Source organism: Embleya scabrispora DSM 41855 (assembly GCF_000372745.1).
In the GTDB taxonomy this organism is placed as follows: domain Bacteria; phylum Actinomycetota; class Actinomycetes; order Streptomycetales; family Streptomycetaceae; genus Embleya; species Embleya scabrispora.
The window spans coordinates 59,149-83,622 of sequence record NZ_KB889684.1 but is presented as its reverse complement, the minus strand read 5'-3'; the positions used below and the strand labels follow the sequence as shown (position 1 = coordinate 83,622).

Below are 24,474 nucleotides of genomic sequence, written 5' to 3'. Positions count from 1 at the left end.
CCATGCGCGCCGGTCCGGTGTCGCGTGCACCGGCCGATTGCCGTGTGCACTGGTCACAGGTGCTTCCGGGTTCCACTGTGCGCGATGACGGGCGCGTCGTCCGGCGGGAATCGGACATCGCGTTGGGCTCGATTCGGGCGTCGATTCGGGTTGCGGAGCGGGTCTCGCCGCGGTCCCACCACGGGCCACCGCCACGCCCAACCGCTCGGCCCGAGCGTCATATTCCGGCAGGATGGTCCGATGATCGAAACCGACCGTCTCCTGCTCCGCCGCTGGCGTGACGACGACCTGCCCGCGCTCACCGCGATGAACGCCGACCCCGAGGTGATGCGCTACGTGGGCGACGGCCTGCCGCGGACCCCCGAGCAGAGCGCCGCCGCCTTGGCAGGCTACGAACTCGCTTGGGAGACCCGCGGCTTCGGCCTGTTCGCGATCGAACTGCGCACCGCCGAACCGGGCCCGGTCGGCGCACTCGCGGGCTGGGCGGGCCTGGCCGTACCGGAGTTCCTGCCCGAGGTGATGCCCGCCGTCGAGATCGGCTGGCGGCTGGCCCGCCCGTACTGGGGTCACGGCTTCGCCACCGAGGCCGCCTTCGAGGTGCTCCGCTTCGCCTTCGAGTACGCCCGCGTACCGCGCCTGGTCTCCATCTGCCACGAGGACAACACCGCGTCCGCGAAGGTGATGAGCAAACTGGGCATGACCGAGGAGCGCCGCACCACCGTTCCCGCGCACGGTCGTCCGGTCCTGGTCACCGAACTCCCACGCGGCCGCTACCTCCGCACCCGTCCCTGACCGAACCCCACGCCGCCCGACCCGAACAGGACAAGCCCTCGACCGCCGGGACGGTGGAGGGCTTGTGGTTGCAAAATCCGAGTCGAGCGGCAGGGCGCGCCCCGTCACTCGCGCATGGTCTCGGTGAGCGTGGCGCGGGGGTGATGGCGTCGACCCGGATCGTGTGCATGGGCCTGTTACCTGTGCACAAACGTGTGGCCCACCCAGTCCCCGAGCGCGGGGCCGCCGGGTATTCGTGCCGGCTTCCGTTCCCGACGATGCGCCCGGCGGCACCCCGCCGAGCTCAGCCGGACATCGATCGCACCGGGATCGGCCCCACCGGCGTCGCCGGCCGGTCCGCGATCAGCCCGAGACGCAGAACTCGTTGCCCGCAGGATCCTGCATCGTGGTCCAATTCAGCCCCGGCGCATCGCGCTCGGCCACCACCGTCGCACCCAGAGCCACCAACCGCTCGACCGCGGCCGGGCGGTCCGACGTGGAGAAGTCCACGTGTACCCGGTTCTTGCCGACCCGATCCTCCGGCACCCGCTGGAACCCCAGGACCAGGGGCTGCGCCGCGACCATCACGAAGTCGCCGAAGTCCTGGGCGATCTCCACCCCCAGCGCTTTCGCCCACCATGCGGCCAGAGTGCCCGGGTCGGCGCAGTCGATCGTGATCATCTCTTGCTTCAATTCCATACGCGCACGATAGAAGGCCGCTCCGACATTGCGGTCCACCTCTCGCCGCGAGTTTCGCAGCCCACACCGACATGACGCCCCCGCGCCTCGGGCACGGTCCGCCGCGTACCGGCCCCGGGTCCGCCTCGGGTCAGGAGCGGGCGATGCCTCGGATCAGGGTACGAGCCGTGCTCGCGGCGAACTCGGCCACCGTCGGGCCGTCCTCGATACCCATGAAGTGCCGTAGGAACGCCCGCTGGTAGCACGCGCCGAGCAGCATCGCGGCGGCCGCGTCCGGGTCGGCGTCCGGGTCGATCCGACCCCGGTCGCGTTCGACCGTGAGGTAGGCGGCGAGCAGGCGCAGCGGGACATGCGGACCGGCGCCGATACCGCGCAGCGCCTCACGGTGGCGGTGCAGCAGCGCGGGCTCGGCGAACAGCGACGAGGCGATCGGCATGCTCTGCTCGTAGAACTCGGCGGCCCGAGTCGCGATCGCGGCCAGGCGCCGCTCGACCCCGTCGGAGCCGGACTCCGCGGACCCACCGGACCCGCCGGATCCATCGGGATCGTCGGACCCATCCGGGCCGTCCGACTCCTCCGACTCCTCGGCGAGTTGGGCGAGCAGTGGCCCCAGCGGCGGCAGCCGCTCCTGGAGGACCGCGACGAACAGTTCCTCCTTGCCGGTGAAGTGCTTGTACAGCGCGGCCTCCGAGCAGCCGGCCGCGCGCGCGATCTCCTTGGTCGTGGTCCGCGCGAGGCCGAGCGTACGCATCAGGTGCTCGGCGGCGTCCAGGATCCGCTGCCGGGTGGGCACGACCTGTCGCGGCCCCCGGGTCGCCGAGTGCGGCTCCCGCTGCGGGGGTTCGGGGCGGGGCGAGTGCGGCATCGAGGCGGTCGTCCGTTCGTCGTGGGCGGTCCGATCCGGGGGCTTCGGGTGCCTCCGAGGGGGTTCGGGGCGGTCCGTCTCCCGGACTTGACGTAGTGGTGAGCAAGTATTCACCATGGAGAGGTGAGTGAACACTCACCCACCTCGGGAGGCAGAACATGAGGCTCACCGTCCTCGGAGCGACCGGTGCCACCGGCGAACACGTGTTGCGCCACGCCGCAGCCGCCGGACACAAGATCACCGCCGTGGTCCGGGCGCCGTCCCGACCCGCCTTCGAACACCCGAACATCGAGGTCGTACGGGCGGACGTGACGAACCCGGCCGAGCTGCGCGAGGCGATCGAGGGCCGCGACGCGGTGCTGTCCGGAATCGGACCGCGCAACCGCAAGAGGCCCGGCATCGCAACGGCGGCGACCACCGCGATCCTGGCCGTGATGGCCGACACCGGCGTGCGACGCGTGGTGACGATCAGCGCGGCGCCGGTGGGCCCGACGCCACGCGAGGACTCGGTGTTCGTACGCGGCGCACTGATCCCGATCCTGCGCTCGATGCTCAAGGGGGTGTATGCGGACCTGGCGTCCATGGAGGCCGCGCTGGCCCTCAGCGACGCCGACTGGACCACCATGCGACCACCGATGCTCACCAAAGGCGCCGGCACCGGCACCTACCGCACCCGGATCGGCGGCAGCGTCCCACGCGGCAGCACCATCGCCCGAGCCGACCTCGCGCACGCCATGCTCGCGGTCCTGGACGACCCGGCGACCTACCGCCGACCGGTGGGCATCGCGTACTGAATCGCGCGCCGGGCCGGACCGACGGTGAGATCGCCCCGAGTCGGGTACACGCCACCGAAATCACCCCCACGAGCGGGAGGCACGATGGCCCGGCGCGACACGACCGGCGGACCCACCATCACCGTGCGCCGGGTATACGAGCCGGCCGATCCGGACGACGGCCTGCGCGTCCTGGTCGACCGGCTGTGGCCGCGCGGGCTCGCCAAGGCGGACGCGCACCTCGACGCGTGGCCCAAGGAGTTGACCCCGTCCACCGAGCTGCGCCGGGCCTGGCACGCGGGCGGCTTGGCCGACGAGGTCTTCCACGCCCGCTACCGCGACGAACTGGACGCCGCACCGGCGCACGCGGCTCGCACCGCGCTGCTCGACCGGGCGGGCGAGGGCCGACTGACCCTGCTCACCGCCGTCCGCGACCCGGACCACAGCCACGTACCGGTTCTGATCGAGTATCTGGGCGAGGGCCCGTAGGACCTGGCTCCACACTCCTGCGGTGTCGTCGTACCCCCCACCGGTCCTCGTCCCACCAGGTCCACGAACCCCCGAAACCCCACCGGAACCGCCACACGGGCAGGGCAGCTCGGCCCACCTCGACCGAGGTTCGTGCGCGTGTTCGCTACCCGTGCGCGTGTTCCGCCGCCGGCAACATCGTCCGCGGATCCTGGCCGGCGAACCACATCCCGATCACGATCGCCGCGGTCGCCTCCAGATAGCCCGCCCGGTCCAACCCGCCGACCGTCAGCGGCACCGACCCCAGCGCCGCGACCAAGGTGTGCGCCACGGCGAGCGCGTCCGGGTCGTCCCCGCACAGCGGCACCGCGAGCCCCCTCCCATGCGGCCCCGCCCACAACTCGGCCGCGCCGAGATGGAATGCCTTGACCACATGCGCACCCGGCGCCGCGTCCGCGAGCGTGCGCGCCGCCGACCGCCCTCCGTCGGTGGTCAACATCAGCCCGCCCGGCCCCGGCACGATCGGGTTCGAGCAGTCCAGCACCGCCTTCCCGACCAGCAGGCCGGCCACCGGCGGAATCACCTCGGCGGTCGCGGCGTGCCCGACCGCGACCAACACCGCGTCGCCGTGCCCGGCCGCCTCGACGAAACCGCCCGCCCGGGCCCCGACCCGCTTCGCCGCCTGCCGCGCCCGCTGCGTCGAACGTGCCCCGATCAGCACGTCGTGCCCGGCCTCGACCCACTTCGCGCCCAACGCGCCGGCCATGTTGCCCGCGCCCAGGATTCCGATTCGCACAGCACTACCCCGCTCGCTTCGAGAGACCGACTCCGACCCCTCGAAGCTAGGCAGGCCGATACGCACCATCCGGTAACCATCGACCGGGCCACAATGGCCCCATGACCGAGCACGAGGGCGAGTACGTCGCCGACTGCCGCGCCCGCATCGGCTTCGACCTGCTCACCAACCGCTGGAACAGCGTGGTCGTCTACGCACTGGCCGACGGCCCGATGCGGCCGGGCGCGCTGGCCGCGCAGATCGGCGGGATCAGCGCCAAGGTGCTCAACGAGACGCTGCGCCGCCTGGAGTACCACGGCCTGGTCGTCCGCCGGGCCTACGCCGAGGCCCCGCCGCGCGTCGAGTACGCCCTGACCGAGCTGGGCGAAACCCTCCTGGTTCCGTTCCGCGCGCTCGGCGCCTGGTCGGTCGAACACGGCCACCGCGTCCTGGCCGCCCAGGACGCGGCGGACGTCGCGGCGGATACCGGCTGACCGACGACCCGGGCGCGGTGCGGCGTTCACGGCCCGAGGTCCCGGCCCCCGATCACCGCCCCAACCGAGCCGCCGGCACCGTGGTGGCCAGCGCCGTCGCAGCGATGGCCCATGCCGTCAGTTCGCCCGCGTGGTGGAAGTCGCCACCCACCGACAGGTACAGCGTGCCGAACGCGGCCACCCCGAGCACCTGACCGAGTTGGATCATCGTCACCATCAGCCCGGACGCGTCCGACGCCCGCGGCAGCGGCACCCGGCGCAGCCCGAGCATCATCACCGGGCTGTACGCGACGCCCAGGCCGAAGCTGCTCACGATCATCGTGGCAAGCATCACCACCAGCGGCTGCCCGCTGCCGAACGCCCATCCGGTGGCCGCGAACCCGAGCGCGCCGATCGGCATCCCGATCGTCGGCAACCACCGATGCCAGGCAGCGGGCAACCGCTGCCACCGCAACGACACCGTCGCGAACACGACCGAGGAAGGGATGAAGGTCAACCCCGCCTCCAACGCGCTGTAGCCCAGACCGCTCTGCACGTACAGCGCGGTGGCGAACATCAGCCCGCCGAACGCCGTCATCACCAACAACAGCGTGACCGCACCCGCCACCACGCCCGGCACCCGCAGCAGCTCAGTGGGGATCAGCGGCGCCGGCACACGTCGCTCGACGATCGCGAACAGCGCGAACAGCACCGCGCAGGCGCCCAGGCTGAACCAACCCCAGGTCGGCCAGTCCAACTCGTGCCCCATCACCAGCGGAACGACCAGCGCGAGCAACGCGGGAGCGAGCAGCGCCAGGCCCGGAACGTCCAGGCCGCGCGCCGCGGGGGTCCCGCCGGCCGGCAACACCCGGCGGGCGAGCACGTACAGCACGATCCCGACCGGGATGTTGATCAGGAACACCGGCCGCCAGGACAGCCCGAACAGGTCGGCGCTGACCAGGAGTCCGCCGAGCACCTGGCCGGCGACCATGCCGCCGGCGATGGTCGCCGCGTAACGACCCATCGCCCGGGCCCGGTCGGCGCCGGCGTAGGTGGCCTGGATCAGGTTGAGCACCTGGGGCACCATCAGCGCGGCGCCGCCGCCCTGGACCGCGCGGGCCGCGATCAGTGAGGTGTCGTCCCAGGCCAGGCCGCACAGCAGCGACGCGACGGTGAAGACGACCAGGCCGATGCCGAACACCCGACGGAAGCCGTGCCGGCCGCCGAGCCGCGAGCCGGTGACGATCAGCATCGCGTAGACGACGGTGTAGCCGGAGATGACCAGTTGCAGTCCCGCACCGCTGGTGTCCAGGTCGGTACGGATCGTGGGGCCGGCGACGTTGACGACGGAGGTGTCCAGCAACGCCATGAACTGGGCGGTGAGCAGTGCGGTCAGCAGCAGCGGATGGGCGCGTCGCGCCGTGTCCGGCGCCGCGGTCGTGATGGTCATGCCGCGATCGTGCGGGTGGCGGGATCCTGTTGCCGAGAGTCTGTCGATCCTGGTACCGAGAGCACCTGGCAGCGAACCGCGGCAGGCATGAGGATGGCCGGATGAGCACCAATACCGCGAGCCGACGCACCGAACTGGGCGCGTTCCTGCGCAGCAGGCGCGAACGCCGGACCCCGGAGGACGTCGGCCTGCCGCCGGGCCTGCGCCGGCGTACTCCGGGCCTGCGCCGCGAGGAGGTCGCGATGCTCGCCGGCGTGGGGGTGACCTGGTACACGTGGCTGGAGCAGGGTCGGCCGATCAACGCGAGCGTGCAGGTGCTCGACGCGGTGGCCCGCACGCTGGGACTCGACCCGGCCGAGCGCACCCACCTGTACCGACTCGCGCAGGTGTCCTGGGAGATCGAGGCGCAGGCGGCGACGACGTTGCCGGTGGAGATCCAGGAGATTCTGGACGGCCTGGTCCCCAATCCGACCGCCGTGTACAACGCCCGATACGACGTGCTGGCCTGGAACACGGCGTACCACAAGGTGTTTCCCGGTCTGGTCGAGCAACCGCTCAACGAACGCAACGTGATCTGGGCCACGTTCATGTCTCCTGACGAGTGCAATCCGTTCCTCGACCGGGAGTTCGAGGAGCCGCGCATGGTCGCCGAGTTGCAGGCGTCGTTCGCCCGGCACGTGGGCGAGCCGGAGTGGGAGTCGTTCGTGCAACGCCTGGCGAGTTGCAGCCCGAGGTTCGCCCGGCTGTGGGCGCGCCGCGAGGTCGGCTCGGGCAATCGGCACATCAAGCGGATCGTGCACAACCAACTGGGCCGGATGGACTTCGCCGGCACCCGGCTGGGGCTGAGCGTGCCGGAGACTCGGATGGTGGTGTACACACCGGCCGACGACGAGACGCGCGAGCGCATGGCCGAGCTGATGGCGATGCCGACCACGCACTGGTGCTGCGAGCGGTGCCGGCGGAAGTCCCGCTGGAGCCACCCCACCTCGCCGCTCGGCGTGGCGACGGACCGGACCGGCGACCCCGCGACCGCCGTCCCCGCCGCCCATTGCGGGTGAGCGGGTGAGCGGGACGATGCCGAACGGCGCGGCCTCCGATCGCGGGAGCGGGATCGAGGTGCCGGCGCTCGCCGACCCCGCGCGGCGTCGGCACTGGTGGGCCGCTCGGCGGCGGGCCCTGGAACACACGCTGCGGCTGTGCACGGAGGGGCCCTCGGCCGGCGCACTGGTGTTGCGCGGGAGCATGCCACTGACCGCGTGGCTGGGCGCCGCGGCGCGCGAGCCGGGCGACCTGGACTGGGTCGTCTCGCGCTCGCCGATACGACCGGTCCAGCCGCTCGGCCCGCACCCGCACGTCCCGCACCGCGCCGTGGTCCAGCAGTGGCCCGAGGTGTTCGCCGGCGCGGGCGCGGCCGACCTGTGGTGCGACGAGGAGTTCGACACCCGGGGCATCCGGGTCTGCCCACCGCCCGAGGGAACCGCGTGGGTGCAGGTCGAGAGCTGTTGCGACGACGAGTGGGACGGCGAGTGGGACGAGCCGTACGACGACGAGTGGGACGACGTGGGCGAGTCACCGCACCACGAACTCGTCGATGCCCTGAACGAGTGCCCCGACGCGGGTGCGGGCGTGGTCCTGGACGGCGGTTACGCGCGCGTCGAGGGTGGGGGGTCGTACGGCGCAGACGCGGACGGCGGCGGGCGCGGCGTGCGGTTGATCATCCCCTGGCGTGCGGACGGGCTGCCCGAAGGCACCATCCAAGTCGACTACGCCTTCGACGAGTCGATGCCCGAGCCGGCGCGGTGGACGGCGATCCCCCGCGCCGGCGGTGGGCCGCCGGTGGTGGCGCCGGTGGCGAGCCGGGCGCTGTCCCTGGCCTGGAAGCTGCGCTGGTTGCGCAGGGACGCGGCCGAGGGCGGCGTCTTCGCCAAGGACCTGTACGACGCGGTCCTGCTCGCCGAATCGCCGCACACCCGGCTGCGCCCCGAACTGCTGGGCCGAGTCGTGGGCGGGGTGCCGATCACGGCGGGCGAGATCGCGACCTGGCCGGTTCCGGACTGGGACCGGTTCCGCATCGAGCACCCGTCGGCGCGGGGCGCCCAGGCGGTCTGGTCGACCAGGCTCGGTCGCGCGCTGGGTCCGATTTCGGGCTGACCGGGCCGCGTGTCGAACCCGTCTCGCGGGCGGTCCGCCGAGGACTCGCCGCGGACTCGACCGCCGCGGGCGGCTCAGATGTCGTAGGCCACGGTCACCGGCGCGTGGTCGGACCAGCGCTCCGCGTAGGTGTCGGCGCGTTCGACCACGGCGGTCACGGCCGCGTTCGCCAGGGCGGGGGTCGCCACGTGGTAGTCGATCCGCCAGCCCGCGTCGGTGTCGAACGCCTTGCCTCGGTAGGACCACCACGAGTACGGCCCGGGGCCGTCGGGGTGGATCCGACGGACCACGTCGTGCCAGTCGGCGGCGCCGAACAACGCGTCGAGCCAGGCCCGCTCCTCCGGCAGGAAGCCGGACTTCTTGACGTTGCCCTTCCAGTTCTTGATGTCGTGTTCGGTATGCGCGATGTTCCAGTCCCCGCACACCAACGACTCGCGTCCGCCGATCGCCGCCGTCGCCCGCATCACCTTCAGGTGTGCGACCAGGTCGGCCATGAACCGGTTCTTCTCCTCCTGCTTGGGCGTCTCCGCCTCCCCCGTGGGCAGGTACAGGCTGGCCACGGTCGCCTTGGGCAGGTCCACCTCGATCCACCGTCCGGCCGCGTCGAACTCGGCCGACCCGAACCCGATCCGCACCGCGCTCGGCTCGACCCTGCTGTACACGGCCACGCCCGCCCGGCCCTTGGCCGCCGCCGGGGCGTAGTAGGCGTGCCACCCCTTGGGGTCGCGCACCTCGTCGGTGAGCTGCTCGGGCGTGGCCCGCACCTCTTGCAGGCACACCACGTCGGCCTCGGTCGCGTTCAGCCATGCGGTGAAGCCCTTGCCGGCGGCGGCGCGCAGGCCGTTGACGTTGGCGGTGGAGACGGTGATCATCGGTGCAGATTAGCCCGTTTCGCGGCGCTGCCGAGCAGGGGGGTGAGGTGGCACACGGGATCGGCCGCTCGGCCCGTACGCCGCCCTCGGACCTCAGTCGAGCAGCGTGGCGTGCAGCGCCAACCAGGCCGCGCCACGGCAGCGCGCGGCCACCTCGGCCGGCTCGACCCACTCGGCCGCGTCGCATTCGGACGCGGGGTCGGGCCGGGTCGGCGCGCCCGGATCCGGCAGCCGCACCGAGTAGAAGGCCTGGAACGCCCGGGTCGGATAGCGGTAGTCGGCCGGCGGCGGGTCCAGGAGGGTGATCCGCTGGCCGCCGAGCAGGGTGAGCCGCTCGGGGGGCATCCGCAGCCCCGCCTCCTCCGCGAGTTCGCGTGCCGCCGCCCCGGCCGGCGTCTCCCCCGGGTCCAGGTGTCCGCCCGGCACCTCCCAGCCGCGTCCCGGCCGGTCCACCCGGGTCAGCAGGGTGCGCCCGAGGCCGTCCAGCGCGAGAACGAAGGCGGTGGTGACGGTGTAGTCCTCGGGCAGGTCGGCACAGCGCAGGACGTCCATCCGGTGCGCGGTGGGGATCCAGGGCACGGTCAGCGATGCGAGCACGGTTGACACCATCCCGCCATCCTCCCGGGCCCGGTGGCGGAGCCGGGTCGGGGGTCGGAACCGGTGAACCGGTGAATACGCACCCCACTCGAACCGCGCGCGGCCGGGCGGACCGATCGATCGGCACTCGCCCGGCAGGCCGCGGCGCATCACCACCGCCGGGGCGCTCGCGCGAGCCGGCTCAACCCTCCTCGGGGGTAAGGCGTTCGTCGCGTCCGCGCTCGTCGCCGCGGTTCTCGCGATCGACGCGGGAGTGCTCGCGATCGAAGCGGACAGGACGGCTGCAACGCGCCACACCAGCACGCCGAGGGCGACGAGGAACGTGCTCTCGACGACCGTGTCCCGGGTGTCGCCGTCGAGACCGAGGATCGCGATCACACTCGCGCACAGGACCCCGACCAGACCGGCGAGCAGCAGCCCGGAAAGCACGGCGAAGCCGATCTCGGCGGTCATCGCGTCCCGTTCGGCTCGCGTCCGCACCGCCAGCGCTCCTCCTCGACCCACGACTCCCGACCCGCACCCGCTCCCGGCCGGATCCGCGCGCGTGCCCGCCTCGGTCGGCCGGGGCACCGCACACGGCGGTTGTCCCCCGCGCCGACCGACGGTATACATCTGCATACGCTCGCTCGTCCGCCCGTCGCAACAGGCCGGACCATACGGCCGGTCGACGCCGCGAAACCGGGCCGCCTCAGGCGCCTTAGGGCGTGCCTCGGGCCGCCTTACCCCGCCTTAGGGTTCCTCGGCGCGGCTTAGGTATCGGGCCGGGTTCGGGCACCGGCATAGATGCGGCATCCGCCTCATGCCCGACCCCCCACTGGGACGCGAAGCTGTTACCACGAGCCGGGGAGACCGGGTCGAAGTAACAGAAGGTGGACACAGTGATCGAGTACGAGCTTTACAAGAGCCGTCAGCAGGAGCTTCTCGCCGGCGCCGACCGGGACCGTCTGGTCATGGCGGCCCTGCGCAGCCGGCGCGCCGCCGCCAAGGCCCGTCGCGCCGAGCGGGCGGCCCACGAAGTGGTGCAGAGCGCCGCCGCGATCGAGTCGGTACGCATGCGTCGGAACCTGCAGCTGCTCACCCGGTGACGGCGACGGTGACCACCGACCCGCGGTCCGGATCGACCGGACGATGTCACCACCGGTCGAGCGGCACGCGACACCGCCGGGCAGTGCACGGCAACGGAGCACCACGGAAATCCCCCGGCGACCCCGAGTGGACCTTTGTCCCTCGGGGTCGCCGCACGTCCGGGACCGGTGCCCGGACTCGGCCCACCGCGTCCGCGGCGCCGCAGGCACCGTCCCGGTGTCGATCGGGGCAACGTCGGGCAACGGCCGCCGTCGGAGGCGGTTACCTTGGCGGCGTTCGCTGAAGGAATCGATGAGGAGGCTCTGCCGATGAGCGTCGCGTTGTTCACACTCGGGGGCACGATCGCGATGGCCGGGGCGGTCGGCGCGGATGCCGGGACGGTGGTCGCCCGCCTGAACGGGGCGCAGCTGATCGCCGCCGTACCGGGCCTCGCGGATCTGGGTGTCGCGCTCGACGTGCAGGACGTACAGGCGGTGCCCAGCGGGAATCTGACGTTCACCCAGGTCCTCGACGTGGTCGCCGCCGCGTCGCGCGCGGTCGCCGCGGGGGCGGCCGGCGTCGTGGTGGCCCAGGGCACCGACACGCTGGAGGAGACCGCCTACCTGGTCGACCTGGTCTGGCCGCACCCGGAGCCGTTCGTGCTCACCGGCGCGATGCGCAACCCGACGTTGGCCGGCCCCGACGGTCCCGCGAATCTGCTCGCCGCCGCCCGCGTCGCGGCGGCCGAATCCGCGTGCGGGCTGGGCGCGTTGGTGGTGTTCGGGGACGAGATCCACGCCGCGCGCAGGGTGCGCAAGACGCACAGTACGAGCACCGCCACGTTCCGCTCGCCCGACACCGGCCCGCTGGGGGTCGTCGTCGAGGGCCGGGTACGGATCCTGGCCACGCCGCCGGCGCACAAGCCGCTGCCGATCCCGGAGCCGGTGGCGCTCACCTCGGCCCGAGTGGCGCTGTACTCGGTCACCCTCGACGACGACGGCGCGCTGCTCGCCGACTTCCCGACCGACCAACGGGGCCTGGTGGTCGCCGGATTCGGCGTCGGCCACGTACCGGCCGCACTCGCGCCGGTTCTCGGCGAACTGGCCGCGCGCATCCCCGTCGTGCTGACCTCGCGCACCGGCGCCGGTTCCGTGCTGCGACACACCTACGGCGCGATCGGCTCGGAAACCGACCTGCAACGCCGCGGCCTGCTCAACGCCGGCCTGCTCGACCCGTACAAGGCACGGGTGTTGCTCCGCCTGCTGATCGCCTCGGGCGCCGACCGCGGCGCCCTTGCCGCGGCCTTCGCCGAGCACGGGTGAATCCGAGCCGGGGTCGATGACGCCGGGTGAATCGCATGCCGGCGCCGAGCCGAGCAATCCGGCCCGGCGGCCCAGACCGCCGCCCGTCGACCGGGGCGACGGAGCCGCGGAGCAACGAATTCGCAAAGCTTGCCGGCCCCGGTGGAAAGGCTCGTTCACCCACCCGCGCGGGACAGGAATTGCCGGACATCAGCCGCGAGCATCGCCAACTGCTCGCCCGCCTCCACCACCAGGGTCACCGAGGCGGCCCAGCCGCAGCCGCCCATCCGCCTCGGTCGCAGTTCCCAGGTCAGTTCGACTCGCCCGCCGGACCGGAAGACCGCCGTGACGGTGAGATCGCGATCGTCGGTGTGCCAGCGGCGTTCGCCGTCCCAGCCGCCGAAGTCACGGGCGAGGTCGGTCAGGAAGCCGGCTATTTCCCTCGCCTCGCCGGTCCAGCCGACCACACGATCGAGATGCGCGGCCATCCCGGGCGCCTGGATCTCGACGGTGTAGTGCACGAGCCGCGATGCCGGGTAGCGCGCGGCGACCTCGTCGTCCGGGCTGACCGCGTCGCGGAGGCGGATCCGGATGGCCGGATTGTCGTTGCACCGGATGATCACGTCGTCCGGGTCGGTCGATCCGGTCGGCTCGTACGATTCGTTCGCCGCGTCGAAGTGGGGATGCATCCGCCGAACCGTAGGGCAGAGCGCCCGTCGACGTCATTCCGGATACCGGCACCCGGACACCCGGACTCGGGTGGGCGCGGAATTCCCGTGCCCACCCGTCTGTTTCACTCAGCCGCGAGCGCGTTCGACGCGCCCCTCGTCCCATACCGGGCCGTCCGTCTCGCGGACCCGGCCGTCCTGGCCGAAGACCATGAAGCGATCGAAGGACGACGCGAACCACCGGTCGTGGGTCACCGCCAGCACGGTGCCGTCGAATGCCTCCAGGGCGTCCTGGAGCGCCTCGGCCGAGACCAGGTCGAGGTTGTCCGTCGGCTCGTCGAGCAGCAGCAGGTTGGCGCCGGAGAGTTCCAGCAACAGCACCTGGAATCTGGCCTGTTGGCCGCCCGAGAGGGTGTCGAAGGGCTGCTCGGCACCGTAGGCGAGTTCGTACCGGTCGAGCACCTTCGCGGCGCCCTCGCGGCCCAGCCCACTGCGGTGCTCGTTGCCCCGGCCCAGGATGTCGACCAAAGTCTTGCCCGCGAATTCGGGATGGTCGTGCGTCTGCGCGAACCACCCGGGCCGCACCCGCGCCCCGAGCCGGGCCCGGCCGGTGTGCGCCACCGGCGCGATCACCGTGTCGCCGACCGGTTCGTGCTCGACCTCGGGATCGGTGCCGCCGGCCGCGAGCAGGCGCAGGAAGTGCGACTTGCCCGAGCCGTTCGAGCCGAGTACCGCGACCCGGTCGCCGTACCAGATCTCGGCGTCGAACGGCTGCATCAGGCCGGTCAGTTCCAGCGACTCGGCGATCACCGCGCGTTTGCCGGTGCGAGAGCCGCGCAGCCGCATCTTGACGTCCTGCTCGCGCGGGATGTTCTGCGGCGGGCCGGCCTCCTCGAACTTGCGCAGTCGGGTCCGGGCGGCCTGCAACCGGGAGGCCAGACCGTCGTTGTACGCCGCCTTGTTCTTGTACATCAGGACCAACGCCTTGAGCTTGGCGTGCTCCTCGTCCCAGCGCCGGCCCAACTCCTCGAAGCGTTCGAACCGGGCCCGCCGGGCCTCGTGGTAGGTGCCGAACGAGCCGCCGTGGATCCAGACGGTGTTGCCCGCCGCGCCGAGTTCGATCGTGACGATCCGGTCGGCGGCCCGGGCGAGCAGTTCGCGGTCGTGCGAGACCAACAGCACCGACTTCTGGGTCTCGCGCAGGGACTGTTCGAGCCAGCGCTTGCCCGGGACGTCGAGATAGTTGTCCGGCTCGTCGAGGATCAGCACCTCGTCCGGGCCGCGCAGCAGCGCCTCCAGCGCGAGCCGCTTCTGCTCGCCGCCGGAGAGCGTGCGCACCTCGCGCCACTTGGCGCCGTCGTAGGTGGTGCCCAGCGCCGACTGGCAACACTGGTCCCAGGCCGGCTCGATGTCGTAGCCACCCGCGTCGCCGAACTCGGCGAGCGCCGTCGCGTACCGCATCTGGCGCTTTTCGTCGTCGTTCTCCATCAGCGCCAGCTCGGCCTCGTCGACCGCGCGCATCGCGTCCCGGATCCGCGGCGGGGCGAGCGAGACGAGCAGGTCGCGCACGGTGGACGCGTCTCGGATCCGGCCGACGAACTGCGGCATGATGCCCAGTCCACCCGTTCGGGCGACCGCGCCGGTATCGGGCTTCAGCTCACCCGTGATGATCCGCAGCAGCGTGGTCTTGCCGGCGCCGTTCGCACCGATCAGCGCCACGGTGGTGCCGTCACCGACTCGGAAGGACACCTCGTCCAGCAGGACACGCCCGTCCGGGAGGGTGAAGCCGACGGTATTGACATCGATGTAGCCCATGGCGTGCGCGCGTCCTTCGTCCTGCGGTCGGGGGATCCGAGGGTGGTCTTCCACGGGTCGTTCCGAGGATGACAACCCTTCCTACCCGCTCCACGCCGACCGGGCCAACGCATTTCGGGCTTCCCCGCACGGTAGCGCGCCCCGGGACAGGCCCGGAACACGGCGGCGGGCGTGTCCGTGTCGCGGGCGGCGGATCGCGGATCCGCGAACCCTTTCGCATAGTGCAACTATTGATTCGCGCATCGCAACCTGGAACGGTGACGGCTCATCAGTTTCGGGGTCATTCAAGGAGTCGCGGTGGCACACACGGAACCGCAGCAGATCGCCCGGCAGGTCGCCATGGGCGAGCGCAGCCCGCTCGCGTTCGGGGTCTTTCTGGCCCCCTTTCATCAAGCGGGGCGCAACCCCACCCTGATGCTGGAACAGGACCTGGCCCTGGTCGAGCACCTGGACCGGCTCGGCTACGCCGAGGCGTGGATCGGCGAGCACCACTCCGGCGGCTGGGAGATCGTCGCCTCGCCCGAGTTGTTCATCGCGAGCGCCGCGGCCCGTACCCGGCACATCCGTTTCGGCACCGGCGTCGTCTCGCTGCCGTACCACCACCCGCTGCACGTCGCGGATCGGCTGGTCCTGCTCGACCACCTCACCCGCGGCCGGGTCATGCTCGGCGTCGGCCCCGGCCAACTCGCCTCCGACGCACACATGTTGGGCATCGACACCGCTCGTCAGCGGACGATGATGGAGGAGTCGCTGGAGGCGATCGTCGCACTGCTCGCCGGCCGCGAACCGGTGACCCGGGAGAGCGACTGGTTCACGCTGCGCGATGCCCGGTTGCAGTTGCGGCCGTACACCCACCCGTCGCCGGAACTTGCGGTCGCCGCGACGTTTTCGCCGGCCGGGCCGCGTACGGCCGGGCGGTTCGGTGCGGGCATGCTCTCGATCGCCGCGAGCCAGGAGGGCGGCTTCGACGCGCTCGGCACCCACTGGGGCATCGCCAACGAGGTCGCCGACCGGTACGGGCAGACCATGGACCGGTCCAAGTGGCGGCTGATGGGCATGATGCACATCGCCGAGACCGAGGAGCAGGCGCGCCGCGAGGTGGCGTACGGCCTCGAAGGCATCCAGAACTACCAGGCCAAGGTGCTGCCGATCCCGCTGGACACCACCACGCCACTGGCCGAGCGGATCGAACACGGCAACACGACCGGCTCGTTCATCTGTGGCACGCCGGAGATGGCGATTCGTCAGATCGAGCGGCTGTGGCAGAAGTCCGGCGGATTCGGCACCTACCTGTTCATGGGCGCCGACTTCGCGGACGCGGAGGCGACGAAGCGCTCCTACGAACTGATCGCCCGCGAGGTGATCCCGTACTTCACCGGTGCCGCGCACGGCCCGCTCGCGTCCCAGGACTGGCAGGTGGGCCTGTCCCAGACCTGGCGCGACCGCACGGCGCAGGCCGTCGGCGGAGCAGTGAAGGACTACGAGAACACGAAGGGGAGCACGGCGTGAGCGCGCGGATCGAGAGCGGTGTCGGCGCGGGACGCGTGGCGGGCAAGGTGGCGCTGGTGACCGGGGCGGCGGCGGGCATCGGGCGGGCCGTCGCACACCGCCTCGCGGCCGAGGGGGCGTACGTGGTCGCGGGCGACATCGATGCCGCCGGATTGGCTTCGCTGGCCGCGGAGTTGGGCCCGGAGCGGTGCGTGACCCGGTTGTGCGACGTGACCGTCGAGGAGGACGTGGCGAGGCTGGTGGGGGCGGCCGTGGACGAGTTCGGCGCTCTGGACATCGCGGTGGCCAACGCGGGCGGCGGTACGGCGGCCGAACTGGCCGACCACGACTACGCCGCCTGGCGCCGTGTTGTCGACCTGTGCCTGAACGGCGCGTTCCTGACCGTCAAGCACGCGGGTCGGGTCATGCGCGCCCAGGACGGCCGCGCCGGCTCGATCGTCAACCTGGCCTCGCTCAACGCGGTCCAGCCCGGCCGCGGCATGGGCGCGTACTGCGCGGCCAAGGCCGGCGTGGTCGCCCTGACCGAGGTGGCCGCCCTCGAACTGGGGCCGTCGGGCATCCGGGTGAACGCGGTGGCCCCGGGCCTGATCCGCACGCAGGCCACGGCCGGCATGTGGCATGTCCCGGGCGTGGTCGAGGAGTACGTCGAGAACGCCCCGCTGGGCCGGTTCGCGGAACCCGAGGAGGTGGCCTCCGTCGTCCTGTTCCTGGCCTCCGACGAGGCGTCCTTCGTCTCCGGCAGCGTCTACGGCGTCGACGGCGGCGCCCGCACCCGCCGGTACCCGGATCTGATCGGCGCACTGGAGCGGTTGCCCCGGGGGTGACCGCGGCGCACGAGTGACCGCGGCGCCGGAGCGGCCGGCCGGCGCCGCGCCCACGCACCCGGCGCCGCGCTCGCCCACCCGGCGACCGGATGGTTGTCAGGCGGACGAGAGGGGTTGATCCGATGGATTCCGGCGGAGTGCCGGATCGGTGATCAAGCGGCTGATCAGGGAAGAAATGGGGCGCGAGGGTTCCTCTTCCGGTTACTGACACAGCGTCATATTTCTGTTCGGTAATGGCGCTATCGCCTTCGAATGGTCGTGTCCGCGATCGGTTGGCAGCCTGGTCCGGCCGGGTTCGACCTCTTCGTTCGGAGGCGGTTTTCCGGCCCCGCAGAGGGGAAACCAGAGGGCACCGAACGGGACGGAGGGGACCTGACACCCCCAATGCGCGACGGCGCACCGCATCCCGTGGGTATCAAGGCGCCGGCGGTCGGGCCCACTCCCCCGTGCCCGACCGTCGGCTGCCGCGAACGCCGCGCCCCGGCAGAGCCGGCGACGCGACCTCCGCCGCTCAGCGCACGTCGATGCCGCGCAGATGCCGCGTGTCGTTGTAGCGGATCGCCCGCAGCCGCCCGTCCCGAACGCGCCAGCGGGAGATCGAGGCGTTGCCCACCGGGTCGGTCCGGACCAGGCGGTCCACGTCCGTCTCGGTGAGGCCCTCCAGGATGTAACGCAGCATCAGCACGGTCGCGTCGTGCCCGACGATCAGCACGTGCGCGCCCGGCGCCTCGTGCCGCAGGTCGGTCAGCAGTGTGCGCAACCGCAGCGCGACGTCGGCGAGGGATTCGCCGCCGGGCGGGCGGTAGTACAGGTCGCCGACCCGGCGTCGACGCTCGGCCTCCTCCGGGTAGAGCTGCTCGATCGCGGCGGCCGTCCGCAGTTCCAGGATCCCCATCTCGCGGTCCCGCAGGCGCTCGTCGCGACGCGGCCGGGGCAACAGCAGGCCGACCCGGGCGGCCTCGCGGGCGATGATGCGCATGGTCGAGCGGGCCCGGCGGTACGGCGAGACCAGGACCACGTCCGGCGTCTCGCCCTTGAGTGCGAGCCGTCGCCCGACGGCGCCGGCCTGGTCCTCACCCCGCGCGCTGAGCGCGATGTCGGCGTCCCGACCGGCCGTCGCCAGGTCGAACTCGACTGCCCCGTCGTCCCCTTCGGGTGCCCCGTCGGCCGGCGAGGAGCCGATGCGCGCTTCGGCGGCGGCAAAGGCCGCGTTGGCCATGCTTTCGCCGTGGCGTACGGCGACTATCTCGACCGGCCCGAAGGGCGCGGTGTCCGACGTGCCGACCACGGTGCCCCCAAGCTTCGTTCCCTGTCATGGTTCTCACCACCAAGGAGGCACCGAAACTCCCGACGGCGGACCCGACCACCGGTTGCCACCCCGGACTCGACCACCGGCCGGCGCATCCGGCCCCGGTCGCCGGTCGCCGACGCCCGCCCCGTCCCGCGTCCGCACCGCGCCCGGCGCACGCCTTCCCGCGAGGTGCGCCGCCGGCCATCGGCAGATCGTGCACCGACCATCTCGTCGGTCGTTCATATGAGACACGGTCGGACTTGTGTGATCTTCCGTCCGCGTGTCCGGATAATCTGACCGCATGATCGAACCTCGCGTCGCCCTCGTCACCTGCGCCGAGCTGCCGGACCTGGACCCGGACGAGCGCCTGCTCTTCGAACCGCTGGCCGCTCACGGCATCCGCGCCGAGGCCGCCGTATGGAACGACCCGGCGGTGGACTGGGCGGCCTACGACCTGGTGGTCCTGCGTTCGGTATGGGACTACCCGGCGCGCCGCAAGGAGTTCATCGAGTGGGCCGCGAGCGTGCCGCGGCTGGCCAATCCGGCGTCGATCGTGACCTGGAACACCGACAAGACCTACCTGCGCGACCTGACCAGAGCCGGCCTGCCCGTCGTGGAGACGATGTGGCTGGAGCCCGACTCGACCGTCACGCTGCCCACGTCCGGCCTGCATGTGGTCAAGCCCGCCGTCAGCGCCGGGTCCCTCGACACCGAGCGCTACGACCTGGCCTCACCCGAACAACGCGCACTCGCCGCCGGGCACGCCACGAGCCTGCTCGCGGACGGCCGAACCGTGATGGTCCAGCCGTATCTGGAGGCCGTCGACACCGTCGGCGAGACCGCACTCGTCTACTTCGACGGCGTCTTCAGCCACGCCGTCCGCAAGGGCGCCATGCTCGACGGCACCGCCGAAGTGGTCGGCGACCTGTACCGAAGCGAGCAGATCGAGGCACGCGAGCCCTCCGCTGCGGAGTTCGCGGTCGCGGCCCGAGTGCTGACCGAGATCCCGGTCGGCCCCCTGCTGTACGCGCGCGTCGACCTCATCCCGGGCGCCGACGGCACGCCCACCCTGCTGGAACTGGAGCTGACCGAGCCCTCCCTGTTTCTCGCCCACGCCGACGGCGCCGCCGACCGCCTCGCGGACGCGATCGTGGCCGCGCTTCACCCGTAGCCCCGAGCCCACCCGCCCCGAGGGGTCCGGCCGACGCCCGGCCCGGGCCCCTCGCACGCCGCGTCGCGGCCACAGCACCCCGGCCCCGCCACACCCGCGCACCCCACACGGCAGGGGCACGCCGCACCCGCCGACGGCACACCCGCCCGACCACCCCGAATCCGGGTCCGGGTCCGGTCCGGGACGGGGCCGGCCCGGCCGGACGGCGGTGTGCGATCTGTGTGCCCACCCCGGTCGGGGGACGATGGGTCCATGAAGCGCGACATTTCTCTCGATTGGGTCGGCAACCCCGCGGCCGAGGAGCGGCGTGCCACGGAGGTCTACGCCTCGGTGACCCTTCCCGCCCCGACGTCGCCGTCGCAGACCCCCTCGATCGCCGCCTCGGCCGATGCCGATACCGGCGTCGGCATCGGCTCCGCCGCGGACACGTCCGGCGATCGGATCGGGACCGTCACCGCGCGTCGCGCCGGCCGGATGCTCGGCCGGCTGAGCATCCACGGCGACGGCGAGGCCGCCGTGACCGCGCAGGGCGAGCGGGCCGATCGACTCGCGCGCCGGTTGGTCTGCGAGCCCCGCCCCGGGGCTGCGCCCGCGACCGCCGAGGAACGGGACGCGTTCGTGCGGATGTACCGGCGCGCCGCCGAGCAGGCCCGTACCGTCGGGGCGCGGGTGCTGCATTGGAGCGGCACCGAAACCGGGCCGGAGGGCGAGGCGGCCCGGGTGCTCGGGGCCCGGGTCACCGGCGAGATCGCCCGGATCTGGACGGTCGACCCGAGCGGCTGGTGGCCGCCGGGCGGCCTGCCCGCGGTCCGGGTGCGCACACTGCCCCCGCCCCGGGTGGGCCTGATCGGCGAGGGCGCCGAGCTCACCGTCGCCGTCGAAGACGACCGGGCGTACCTCAACGCGGGCGAGGCGATCACCGCCCCCGGGGTCGGGGCCGCCATCCTGGGAGCCCTGGTCGCCGAACTGGTGGAGTCGATCCGCCGGACGTATCCGGACGTGCGCGAACTCGCGGTGTTCGAATTCGACGGCGACACCGAGGGCGCCGTACGCCAGGCCCTGCCCCTCGCCGGTCTACGCATCGAACATCGGGTCTGGGACTTCGAACTCGCCCTCGACTGAGCCCGCCCCGACCGGGCCCCGCCGCCGACGGCCTCGCGTGGCGGCGGAGCGCGACCGTCGCGCCGTCACGTCCTGCTGTAGGTCGCGACGGACGTCCCGCCGGCGAGCACCGTGCCGCCCGTGCGGGTGAACGCGGTGACCTCGAACTCGCCCGACAACATCGGGATTCCGGTGCCGATCAGGATCGGGTAGGTCTTGATCACGAGTTCGTCGATCTCGCCCATCAGGCTCCCCGCCAGGCGCGCGCCGCCGGCCAGCCAGATGCCCTTGCCGGTCGGCTCGGCCTTCAATTCGCGGACCTTGGCGACCGGGTCGCCGGCCACCAGGGTCACCCCGGGGTCGGGGCTCTCGGTGATGCTGCCGGTGACGACGTACGTACGCAGGTGGCTGTACGGGCTCGTGATACCCACTTGCAGGGCGGGGTCGTAGGTGGCCCGGCCCATCACGACCGTGTCGAAGTGCCGGAACTCGGCGTCCGGTGCGACGCCCACGTGTGGGGCCACATGCGCCGGAAGCGTCTCCGGGTACTCGGCGACGAGGTGCGCCAGGACGTCCTCGCCCACCGGGAAGAAGTCGAAGTTGCCGTCCTTGTCGGCGATGAAGCCGTCGAGGGTCGCGGCGATGAAGTACGTGAGCTTTCGCATCCGGGCTCTTTCCTGTGGGGATCGCTGACATGCGACGATGACTACAGTTATAGTACTTCAGATGTAGTGGTCGCAATGCTTTTCGTCGCCCGCCTGCGGATCCGAAGCCGGTCCGGTCAAGTCCCGCCACGTCGACGCGTACACCGCCTCGACCTCGGCCAACGGCGCTCCGGTCACCGACATCGCACACCAGCAGGCGGGGAAGCCGATCCGGAGGTAGGCGAGTTCGACCAGACCGTCACCGAGATGGAACAAAACCCCAGCCAGAGGTGGTCGCGCCGCCGTGATCGACGCGCCCCCGGCTCGGGCCGTCGGCCGGCCCCCGGCGGCGGTCGCGCCCCGGTCCCGGCACGGTCGTTCGGGCCGACGGCGACCTGCCGCATGGGCACCCCGGACGCCGACACGGCCCGCACCGGGGCGCCCGGATCACGGGTAGTCGAAGAACCTGATCCACCACGTCGGCCCGTCCTCGACCGTGTAATGGTCCGCGAGCCGGCTCACCCCGTCGTACGTCGTCCGCAACACATCCTCCGGCACGATCCGATAGCCGAGTTCGTCGAGCGCGGCCTCGACCCGCTCCAGGTCCGCCGGCGACACGTACGCGGGCGCCGCGCCGACGGGGTGATCGTCCGGCGCGTCGACGCTCGTGACGACCATGTCGCCGAAGTTGCTGACCACCAGGGTGATCCGCCCGGTCCCCGCAAGCGCCGCCGCGGGCACCACGATCACCCCGTGTCGACTCGCCGCTCCGGCCGCGCCCTCGACCGGACAGCGACATCCGAAGTCCGCGTGCAATCGCTCGACCAGCCGGTCGAAACGCTCGCGCGTGGCGACCGCGTCGTAATCCGGCGGAGCCGCCAGATGCTCCGGGTCGTCCAGGGCCCGCAGCAGCGCCCGGGCCTGGTCTTCGTCGAGCATCGCCATGGGTCAGCCGATCCCTCCGGTCTGCGGCGCCTGTACATACCCGGGACCACGACCGGGCACACACCCGGCGGCGCCGCTGCGAGCCCCGCGTCAGTGGTCCAACGGATTCCCGCAGATCCGCTCGGCCCACCCGCCCCGCATCAACTCGGCCGCCACACTCGCCGGCTTGCGCTCCGCCTGATCGCGCGCGGCCCGCAGGAACGCGGGCGCGAACCCGGCTCGCGGCACCGCCGTCAGCAGCGCCGCGGCGAAGTCCGGCTCGAAGGAATCCAGTCCGCGCCCGGACACATCGGCCCCCACCGCGATCTGAAGCAGGTGACTCTCCGGATCCGCCTCCGCCGGCACCGCGTCGCGCATGTGCAGCACGATGATCTCGGCCAGTCGGTCCCGACGCGGCTCGGCCCAGCCCGCCCCCGCCGCGAAGACCCGGGCCAGGTGCGCACCCGCCTCCTCGAACGCGAGCGTATGGCTGTCGAACGGAGCGGTCAGCGACAGATCGTGCAACAGCGCCGCGACGCAGAGCAGTTCGGCGTCGAATTCGATGCCCCGGGCCGCCCCCACCGAGGCGGCCCAGAAGTACGACCGCACCGAGTGGTTCCGCAGCCCGATCTCCGCGTACTCCGCACAGACCCCGTACGCGGCCCGCGCGCTCGCCGTGTCCGGCGCCCGGACTCCGCCCACTTCGGAAATGAACACGTCCGCTCCCCCACGATCGTCGATCGTCCCATTGGAATGCCCGCATCATCCCAGTCGACCGCCCGCCCGCTCCAGTGGAATGATCTTGCAGTCCCCAACGATTCGCGCCACCGACGACCGGGTCACCATGGCCCCCACTTGGGATCACCCGGGTCCGTCCGTCACGCTGTGGGTTCGCGTATCCCTTCCAAACCTGGTGGTGAACCCGGCATGACCGACTTGGATCCGGCCATATCCGCGTCGGCCGATCCCGAGCGGGTCGACCGATCGGCGCTTCAGCAGCGGACCGTACGCGTCCTGATCGCCGCGCAGGTGGTCGGCGGTGTGGGGATGGGTTCGGCGCTGACCGTCGGCGGCCTGCTCGCCGAGGACCTGTCCGGATCGAAGAGCTGGTCGGGGTTGGCGACCACCGCGATCACCCTGGGCGCGGCGGTGTTCGCCATCCCGATGTCGCGGGCCGCGTCCCGGCACGGACGGCGGGTCGCGCTGACCGTCGGCTGGGGGCTCGCGACGGCCGCGGCCGGCGGGGTGATCCTGGCGGCCGTACTGGAGTGGTTCCCGCTGTTGATCGCCGCGCTGCTCGTCCTCGGCGCCGGCACCGCCGCCAACCTTCAGTCCCGATACGCCGCGACCGACCTCGCCGACGACGCGGGCCGGGCCAAGGCGCTGTCGATCGTGGTGTGGTCGACCACCGTCGGCGCGGTCCTGGGCCCCAACCTGAACGAGCCGGGTGCCGTGGTCGCCCGCGCACTCGGCCTGCCCGAATTGTCCGGGCCGTTCCTGTTCTCCGTCGTGTCCTTCGCCGGCGCCGGCGGCATCCTGTGGGCCGCGCTGCGCCCGGATCCGCTGCTGCTCGCCCGCATCGACCTCGGCGACCGGCAGCCGCCCCGCGGCAACCTGCGCGGTGCGCTCGCGGTGGTCCGCCGGGCACCGCGGGCGATGCTCGGGCTGGCCACGATGGCGTTCGGACACGTGGTGATGGTGTCGGTGATGGCGATGACACCGGTACACATGAAGGACCACGGCACCGCGTTGACCCTGATCGGGCTGACCATCAGCCTGCATGTCGCCGGGATGTACGCCCTGTCGCCGGTGGTCGGCTGGGCCGCCGACCGATTCGGCCGGATCCCGGTGATCCTGGGCGGCCAGTTCGTGCTGCTGGTCGCGGTGTTCGTCGCCGGCACCTCGGGCCACTCCACGTGGCGCACCATGGTCGGCCTGGTCCTGCTCGGCCTCGGCTGGTCGTGTTCTCTGGTCGCCGGGTCGGCGCTGCTCGCCGAATCGGTGCCGGCGGGCGAACGACCGGGCGTTCAGGGCGTGTCGGACCTGCTGATGAACCTGGCCGGCGCGGCGGGCGGCGCGGCCTCCGGGTCGGTCCTGGGTCTGGCCGGCTACGGCGGCCTCAATCTGGTGGCCGGCTTCCTGACCGCCCCGGTCCTGTGTGTCGCGGCCGGCTTCGCGCTGGGTCGGTCCCGGCGCCCCGCCGGCTGAGCCGCCCGGAGCCGCCGCCGGCGCCGCCTCGGATGGCCCGCCCCGGTCGTGTCGGGCCG

General features: G+C 72.3%; 25 protein-coding genes and 1 pseudogene. 13 read left to right on the top strand and 13 right to left on the bottom strand.

The window, feature by feature from the left end; all coding sequences use genetic code 11:
* The first annotated feature begins 240 nt into the window (after positions 1-240).
* On the top strand, positions 241-792 hold the full coding sequence (locus A3IC_RS0131410) for a GNAT family N-acetyltransferase (RefSeq protein WP_020554054.1): 552 nt from the start codon (positions 241-243) through the stop codon (positions 790-792).
* Between the two features lie 342 nt (positions 793-1,134).
* Here the strand turns inward: A3IC_RS0131410 and A3IC_RS0131405 are convergent, their stop codons facing one another.
* Entirely contained in the window at positions 1,135-1,470 is a 336-nt protein-coding gene (locus A3IC_RS0131405) for a VOC family protein (protein ID WP_020554053.1), read from the bottom strand.
* A 130-nt stretch (positions 1,471-1,600) separates the two neighbouring features.
* Entirely contained in the window at positions 1,601-2,335 is a 735-nt protein-coding gene (locus A3IC_RS0131400) for a TetR/AcrR family transcriptional regulator (protein WP_020554052.1), read from the bottom strand.
* Between the two features lie 158 nt (positions 2,336-2,493).
* On the opposite strand from A3IC_RS0131400, the gene A3IC_RS0131395 reads away from it, so the two are divergent.
* Entirely contained in the window at positions 2,494-3,129 is a 636-nt protein-coding gene (locus tag A3IC_RS0131395) for an NAD(P)-dependent oxidoreductase (protein WP_020554051.1), read from the top strand.
* An 84-nt stretch (positions 3,130-3,213) separates the two neighbouring features.
* Positions 3,214-3,597 (top strand): DUF488 domain-containing protein, encoded by a 384-nt coding sequence (locus tag A3IC_RS0131390; protein WP_020554050.1) that lies wholly within the window; start codon positions 3,214-3,216, stop codon positions 3,595-3,597.
* Between the two features lie 145 nt (positions 3,598-3,742).
* On the opposite strand, the gene A3IC_RS0131385 is transcribed toward A3IC_RS0131390, so the two are convergent.
* Positions 3,743-4,372: an NADPH-dependent F420 reductase gene (locus tag A3IC_RS0131385; RefSeq protein ID WP_020554049.1), complete on the bottom strand. Its 630-nt coding sequence runs from the start codon at positions 4,370-4,372 to the stop codon at positions 3,743-3,745.
* A gap of 101 nt (positions 4,373-4,473) precedes the next feature.
* On the opposite strand from A3IC_RS0131385, the gene A3IC_RS0131380 reads away from it, so the two are divergent.
* Positions 4,474-4,845 (top strand): winged helix-turn-helix transcriptional regulator, encoded by a 372-nt coding sequence (locus A3IC_RS0131380; protein ID WP_020554048.1) that lies wholly within the window; start codon positions 4,474-4,476, stop codon positions 4,843-4,845.
* A 52-nt stretch (positions 4,846-4,897) separates the two neighbouring features.
* Here A3IC_RS0131380 and A3IC_RS0131375 read toward each other — a convergent pair whose 3' ends face one another.
* Positions 4,898-6,274 (bottom strand): MFS transporter, encoded by a 1,377-nt coding sequence (locus A3IC_RS0131375; protein WP_020554047.1) that lies wholly within the window; start codon positions 6,272-6,274, stop codon positions 4,898-4,900.
* A gap of 101 nt (positions 6,275-6,375) precedes the next feature.
* Here A3IC_RS0131375 and A3IC_RS0131370 point away from each other — a divergent pair, with 101 nt between their 5' ends.
* The gene (locus tag A3IC_RS0131370; protein WP_020554046.1) at positions 6,376-7,332 is read left to right on the top strand and encodes a helix-turn-helix transcriptional regulator; all 957 of its coding nucleotides are present in this window, start codon (positions 6,376-6,378) and stop codon (positions 7,330-7,332) included.
* 4 nt (positions 7,333-7,336) lie between these two features.
* Positions 7,337-8,425, top strand: a complete 1,089-nt coding sequence (locus A3IC_RS57525; protein ID WP_158696160.1) for a nucleotidyl transferase AbiEii/AbiGii toxin family protein — start codon at positions 7,337-7,339, stop codon at positions 8,423-8,425.
* A 74-nt stretch (positions 8,426-8,499) separates the two neighbouring features.
* Here the strand turns inward: A3IC_RS57525 and A3IC_RS0131360 are convergent, their stop codons facing one another.
* A complete protein-coding gene (locus tag A3IC_RS0131360) occupies positions 8,500-9,297 on the bottom strand; it encodes an exodeoxyribonuclease III (protein ID WP_020554044.1) in 798 nt (265 codons plus the stop codon).
* Between the two features lie 93 nt (positions 9,298-9,390).
* Positions 9,391-10,374 carry a DUF6332 family protein gene (locus A3IC_RS73130; RefSeq protein ID WP_020554043.1) on the bottom strand — a complete coding sequence of 328 codons (984 nt, stop codon included), beginning with the start codon at positions 10,372-10,374 and terminating at the stop codon, positions 9,391-9,393.
* Between the two features lie 398 nt (positions 10,375-10,772).
* On the opposite strand from A3IC_RS73130, the gene A3IC_RS0131350 reads away from it, so the two are divergent.
* Entirely contained in the window at positions 10,773-10,979 is a 207-nt protein-coding gene (locus A3IC_RS0131350) for a hypothetical protein (protein WP_020554042.1), read from the top strand.
* Positions 10,980-11,288: 309 nt separating this feature from the next.
* Positions 11,289-12,281, top strand: a complete 993-nt coding sequence (locus A3IC_RS0131345) for an asparaginase (protein ID WP_020554041.1) — start codon at positions 11,289-11,291, stop codon at positions 12,279-12,281.
* Positions 12,282-12,436: 155 nt separating this feature from the next.
* Here the strand turns inward: A3IC_RS0131345 and A3IC_RS57515 are convergent, their stop codons facing one another.
* Both A3IC_RS57515 and A3IC_RS0131335 read right to left on the bottom strand, forming a co-directional pair.
* The gene (locus A3IC_RS57515; protein WP_020554040.1) at positions 12,437-12,949 is read right to left on the bottom strand and encodes a DUF6228 family protein; all 513 of its coding nucleotides are present in this window, start codon (positions 12,947-12,949) and stop codon (positions 12,437-12,439) included.
* Between the two features lie 108 nt (positions 12,950-13,057).
* On the bottom strand, positions 13,058-14,743 hold the full coding sequence (locus tag A3IC_RS0131335) for an ABC-F family ATP-binding cassette domain-containing protein (RefSeq protein ID WP_020554039.1): 1,686 nt from the start codon (positions 14,741-14,743) through the stop codon (positions 13,058-13,060).
* Positions 14,744-15,040: 297 nt separating this feature from the next.
* Here A3IC_RS0131335 and A3IC_RS0131330 point away from each other — a divergent pair, with 297 nt between their 5' ends.
* The gene (locus tag A3IC_RS0131330; RefSeq protein WP_020554038.1) at positions 15,041-16,252 is read left to right on the top strand and encodes an LLM class flavin-dependent oxidoreductase; all 1,212 of its coding nucleotides are present in this window, start codon (positions 15,041-15,043) and stop codon (positions 16,250-16,252) included.
* On the top strand, positions 16,249-17,076 hold the full coding sequence (locus A3IC_RS0131325) for an SDR family NAD(P)-dependent oxidoreductase (RefSeq protein ID WP_020554037.1): 828 nt from the start codon (positions 16,249-16,251) through the stop codon (positions 17,074-17,076). The genes A3IC_RS0131330 and A3IC_RS0131325 overlap by 4 nt, the downstream gene beginning before the upstream one ends.
* Positions 17,077-17,587: 511 nt before the next feature.
* Here A3IC_RS0131325 and A3IC_RS0131320 read toward each other — a convergent pair.
* A complete protein-coding gene (locus A3IC_RS0131320; protein ID WP_020554036.1) occupies positions 17,588-18,364 on the bottom strand; it encodes a histidine phosphatase family protein in 777 nt (258 codons plus the stop codon).
* 304 nt (positions 18,365-18,668) lie between these two features.
* Here A3IC_RS0131320 and A3IC_RS0131315 point away from each other — a divergent pair, with 304 nt between their 5' ends.
* Positions 18,669-19,538, top strand: a complete 870-nt coding sequence (locus A3IC_RS0131315; protein WP_020554035.1) for an ATP-grasp domain-containing protein — start codon at positions 18,669-18,671, stop codon at positions 19,536-19,538.
* 252 nt (positions 19,539-19,790) lie between these two features.
* Positions 19,791-20,660: a hypothetical protein gene (locus A3IC_RS0131310; protein WP_020554034.1), complete on the top strand. Its 870-nt coding sequence runs from the start codon at positions 19,791-19,793 to the stop codon at positions 20,658-20,660.
* A 65-nt stretch (positions 20,661-20,725) separates the two neighbouring features.
* On the opposite strand, the gene A3IC_RS0131305 is transcribed toward A3IC_RS0131310, so the two are convergent.
* From A3IC_RS0131305 to A3IC_RS0131290, 4 genes and pseudogenes are all read right to left on the bottom strand, one after another.
* Positions 20,726-21,304, bottom strand: a complete 579-nt coding sequence (locus tag A3IC_RS0131305; RefSeq protein ID WP_020554033.1) for a dihydrofolate reductase family protein — start codon at positions 21,302-21,304, stop codon at positions 20,726-20,728.
* Positions 21,305-21,415: 111 nt separating this feature from the next.
* Positions 21,416-21,550, bottom strand: a pseudogene (locus A3IC_RS0131300) (aminoglycoside phosphotransferase family protein); the annotation flags it as partial.
* Positions 21,551-21,730: 180 nt separating this feature from the next.
* Positions 21,731-22,228 carry a hypothetical protein gene (locus A3IC_RS0131295; RefSeq protein WP_020554031.1) on the bottom strand — a complete coding sequence of 166 codons (498 nt, stop codon included), beginning with the start codon at positions 22,226-22,228 and terminating at the stop codon, positions 21,731-21,733.
* A gap of 90 nt (positions 22,229-22,318) precedes the next feature.
* A complete protein-coding gene (locus A3IC_RS0131290) occupies positions 22,319-22,924 on the bottom strand; it encodes an HD domain-containing protein (protein ID WP_020554030.1) in 606 nt (201 codons plus the stop codon).
* 210 nt (positions 22,925-23,134) lie between these two features.
* Here A3IC_RS0131290 and A3IC_RS0131285 point away from each other — a divergent pair, with 210 nt between their 5' ends.
* Entirely contained in the window at positions 23,135-24,415 is a 1,281-nt protein-coding gene (locus tag A3IC_RS0131285; protein ID WP_020554029.1) for an MFS transporter, read from the top strand.
* Positions 24,416-24,474 lie beyond the last annotated feature (59 nt).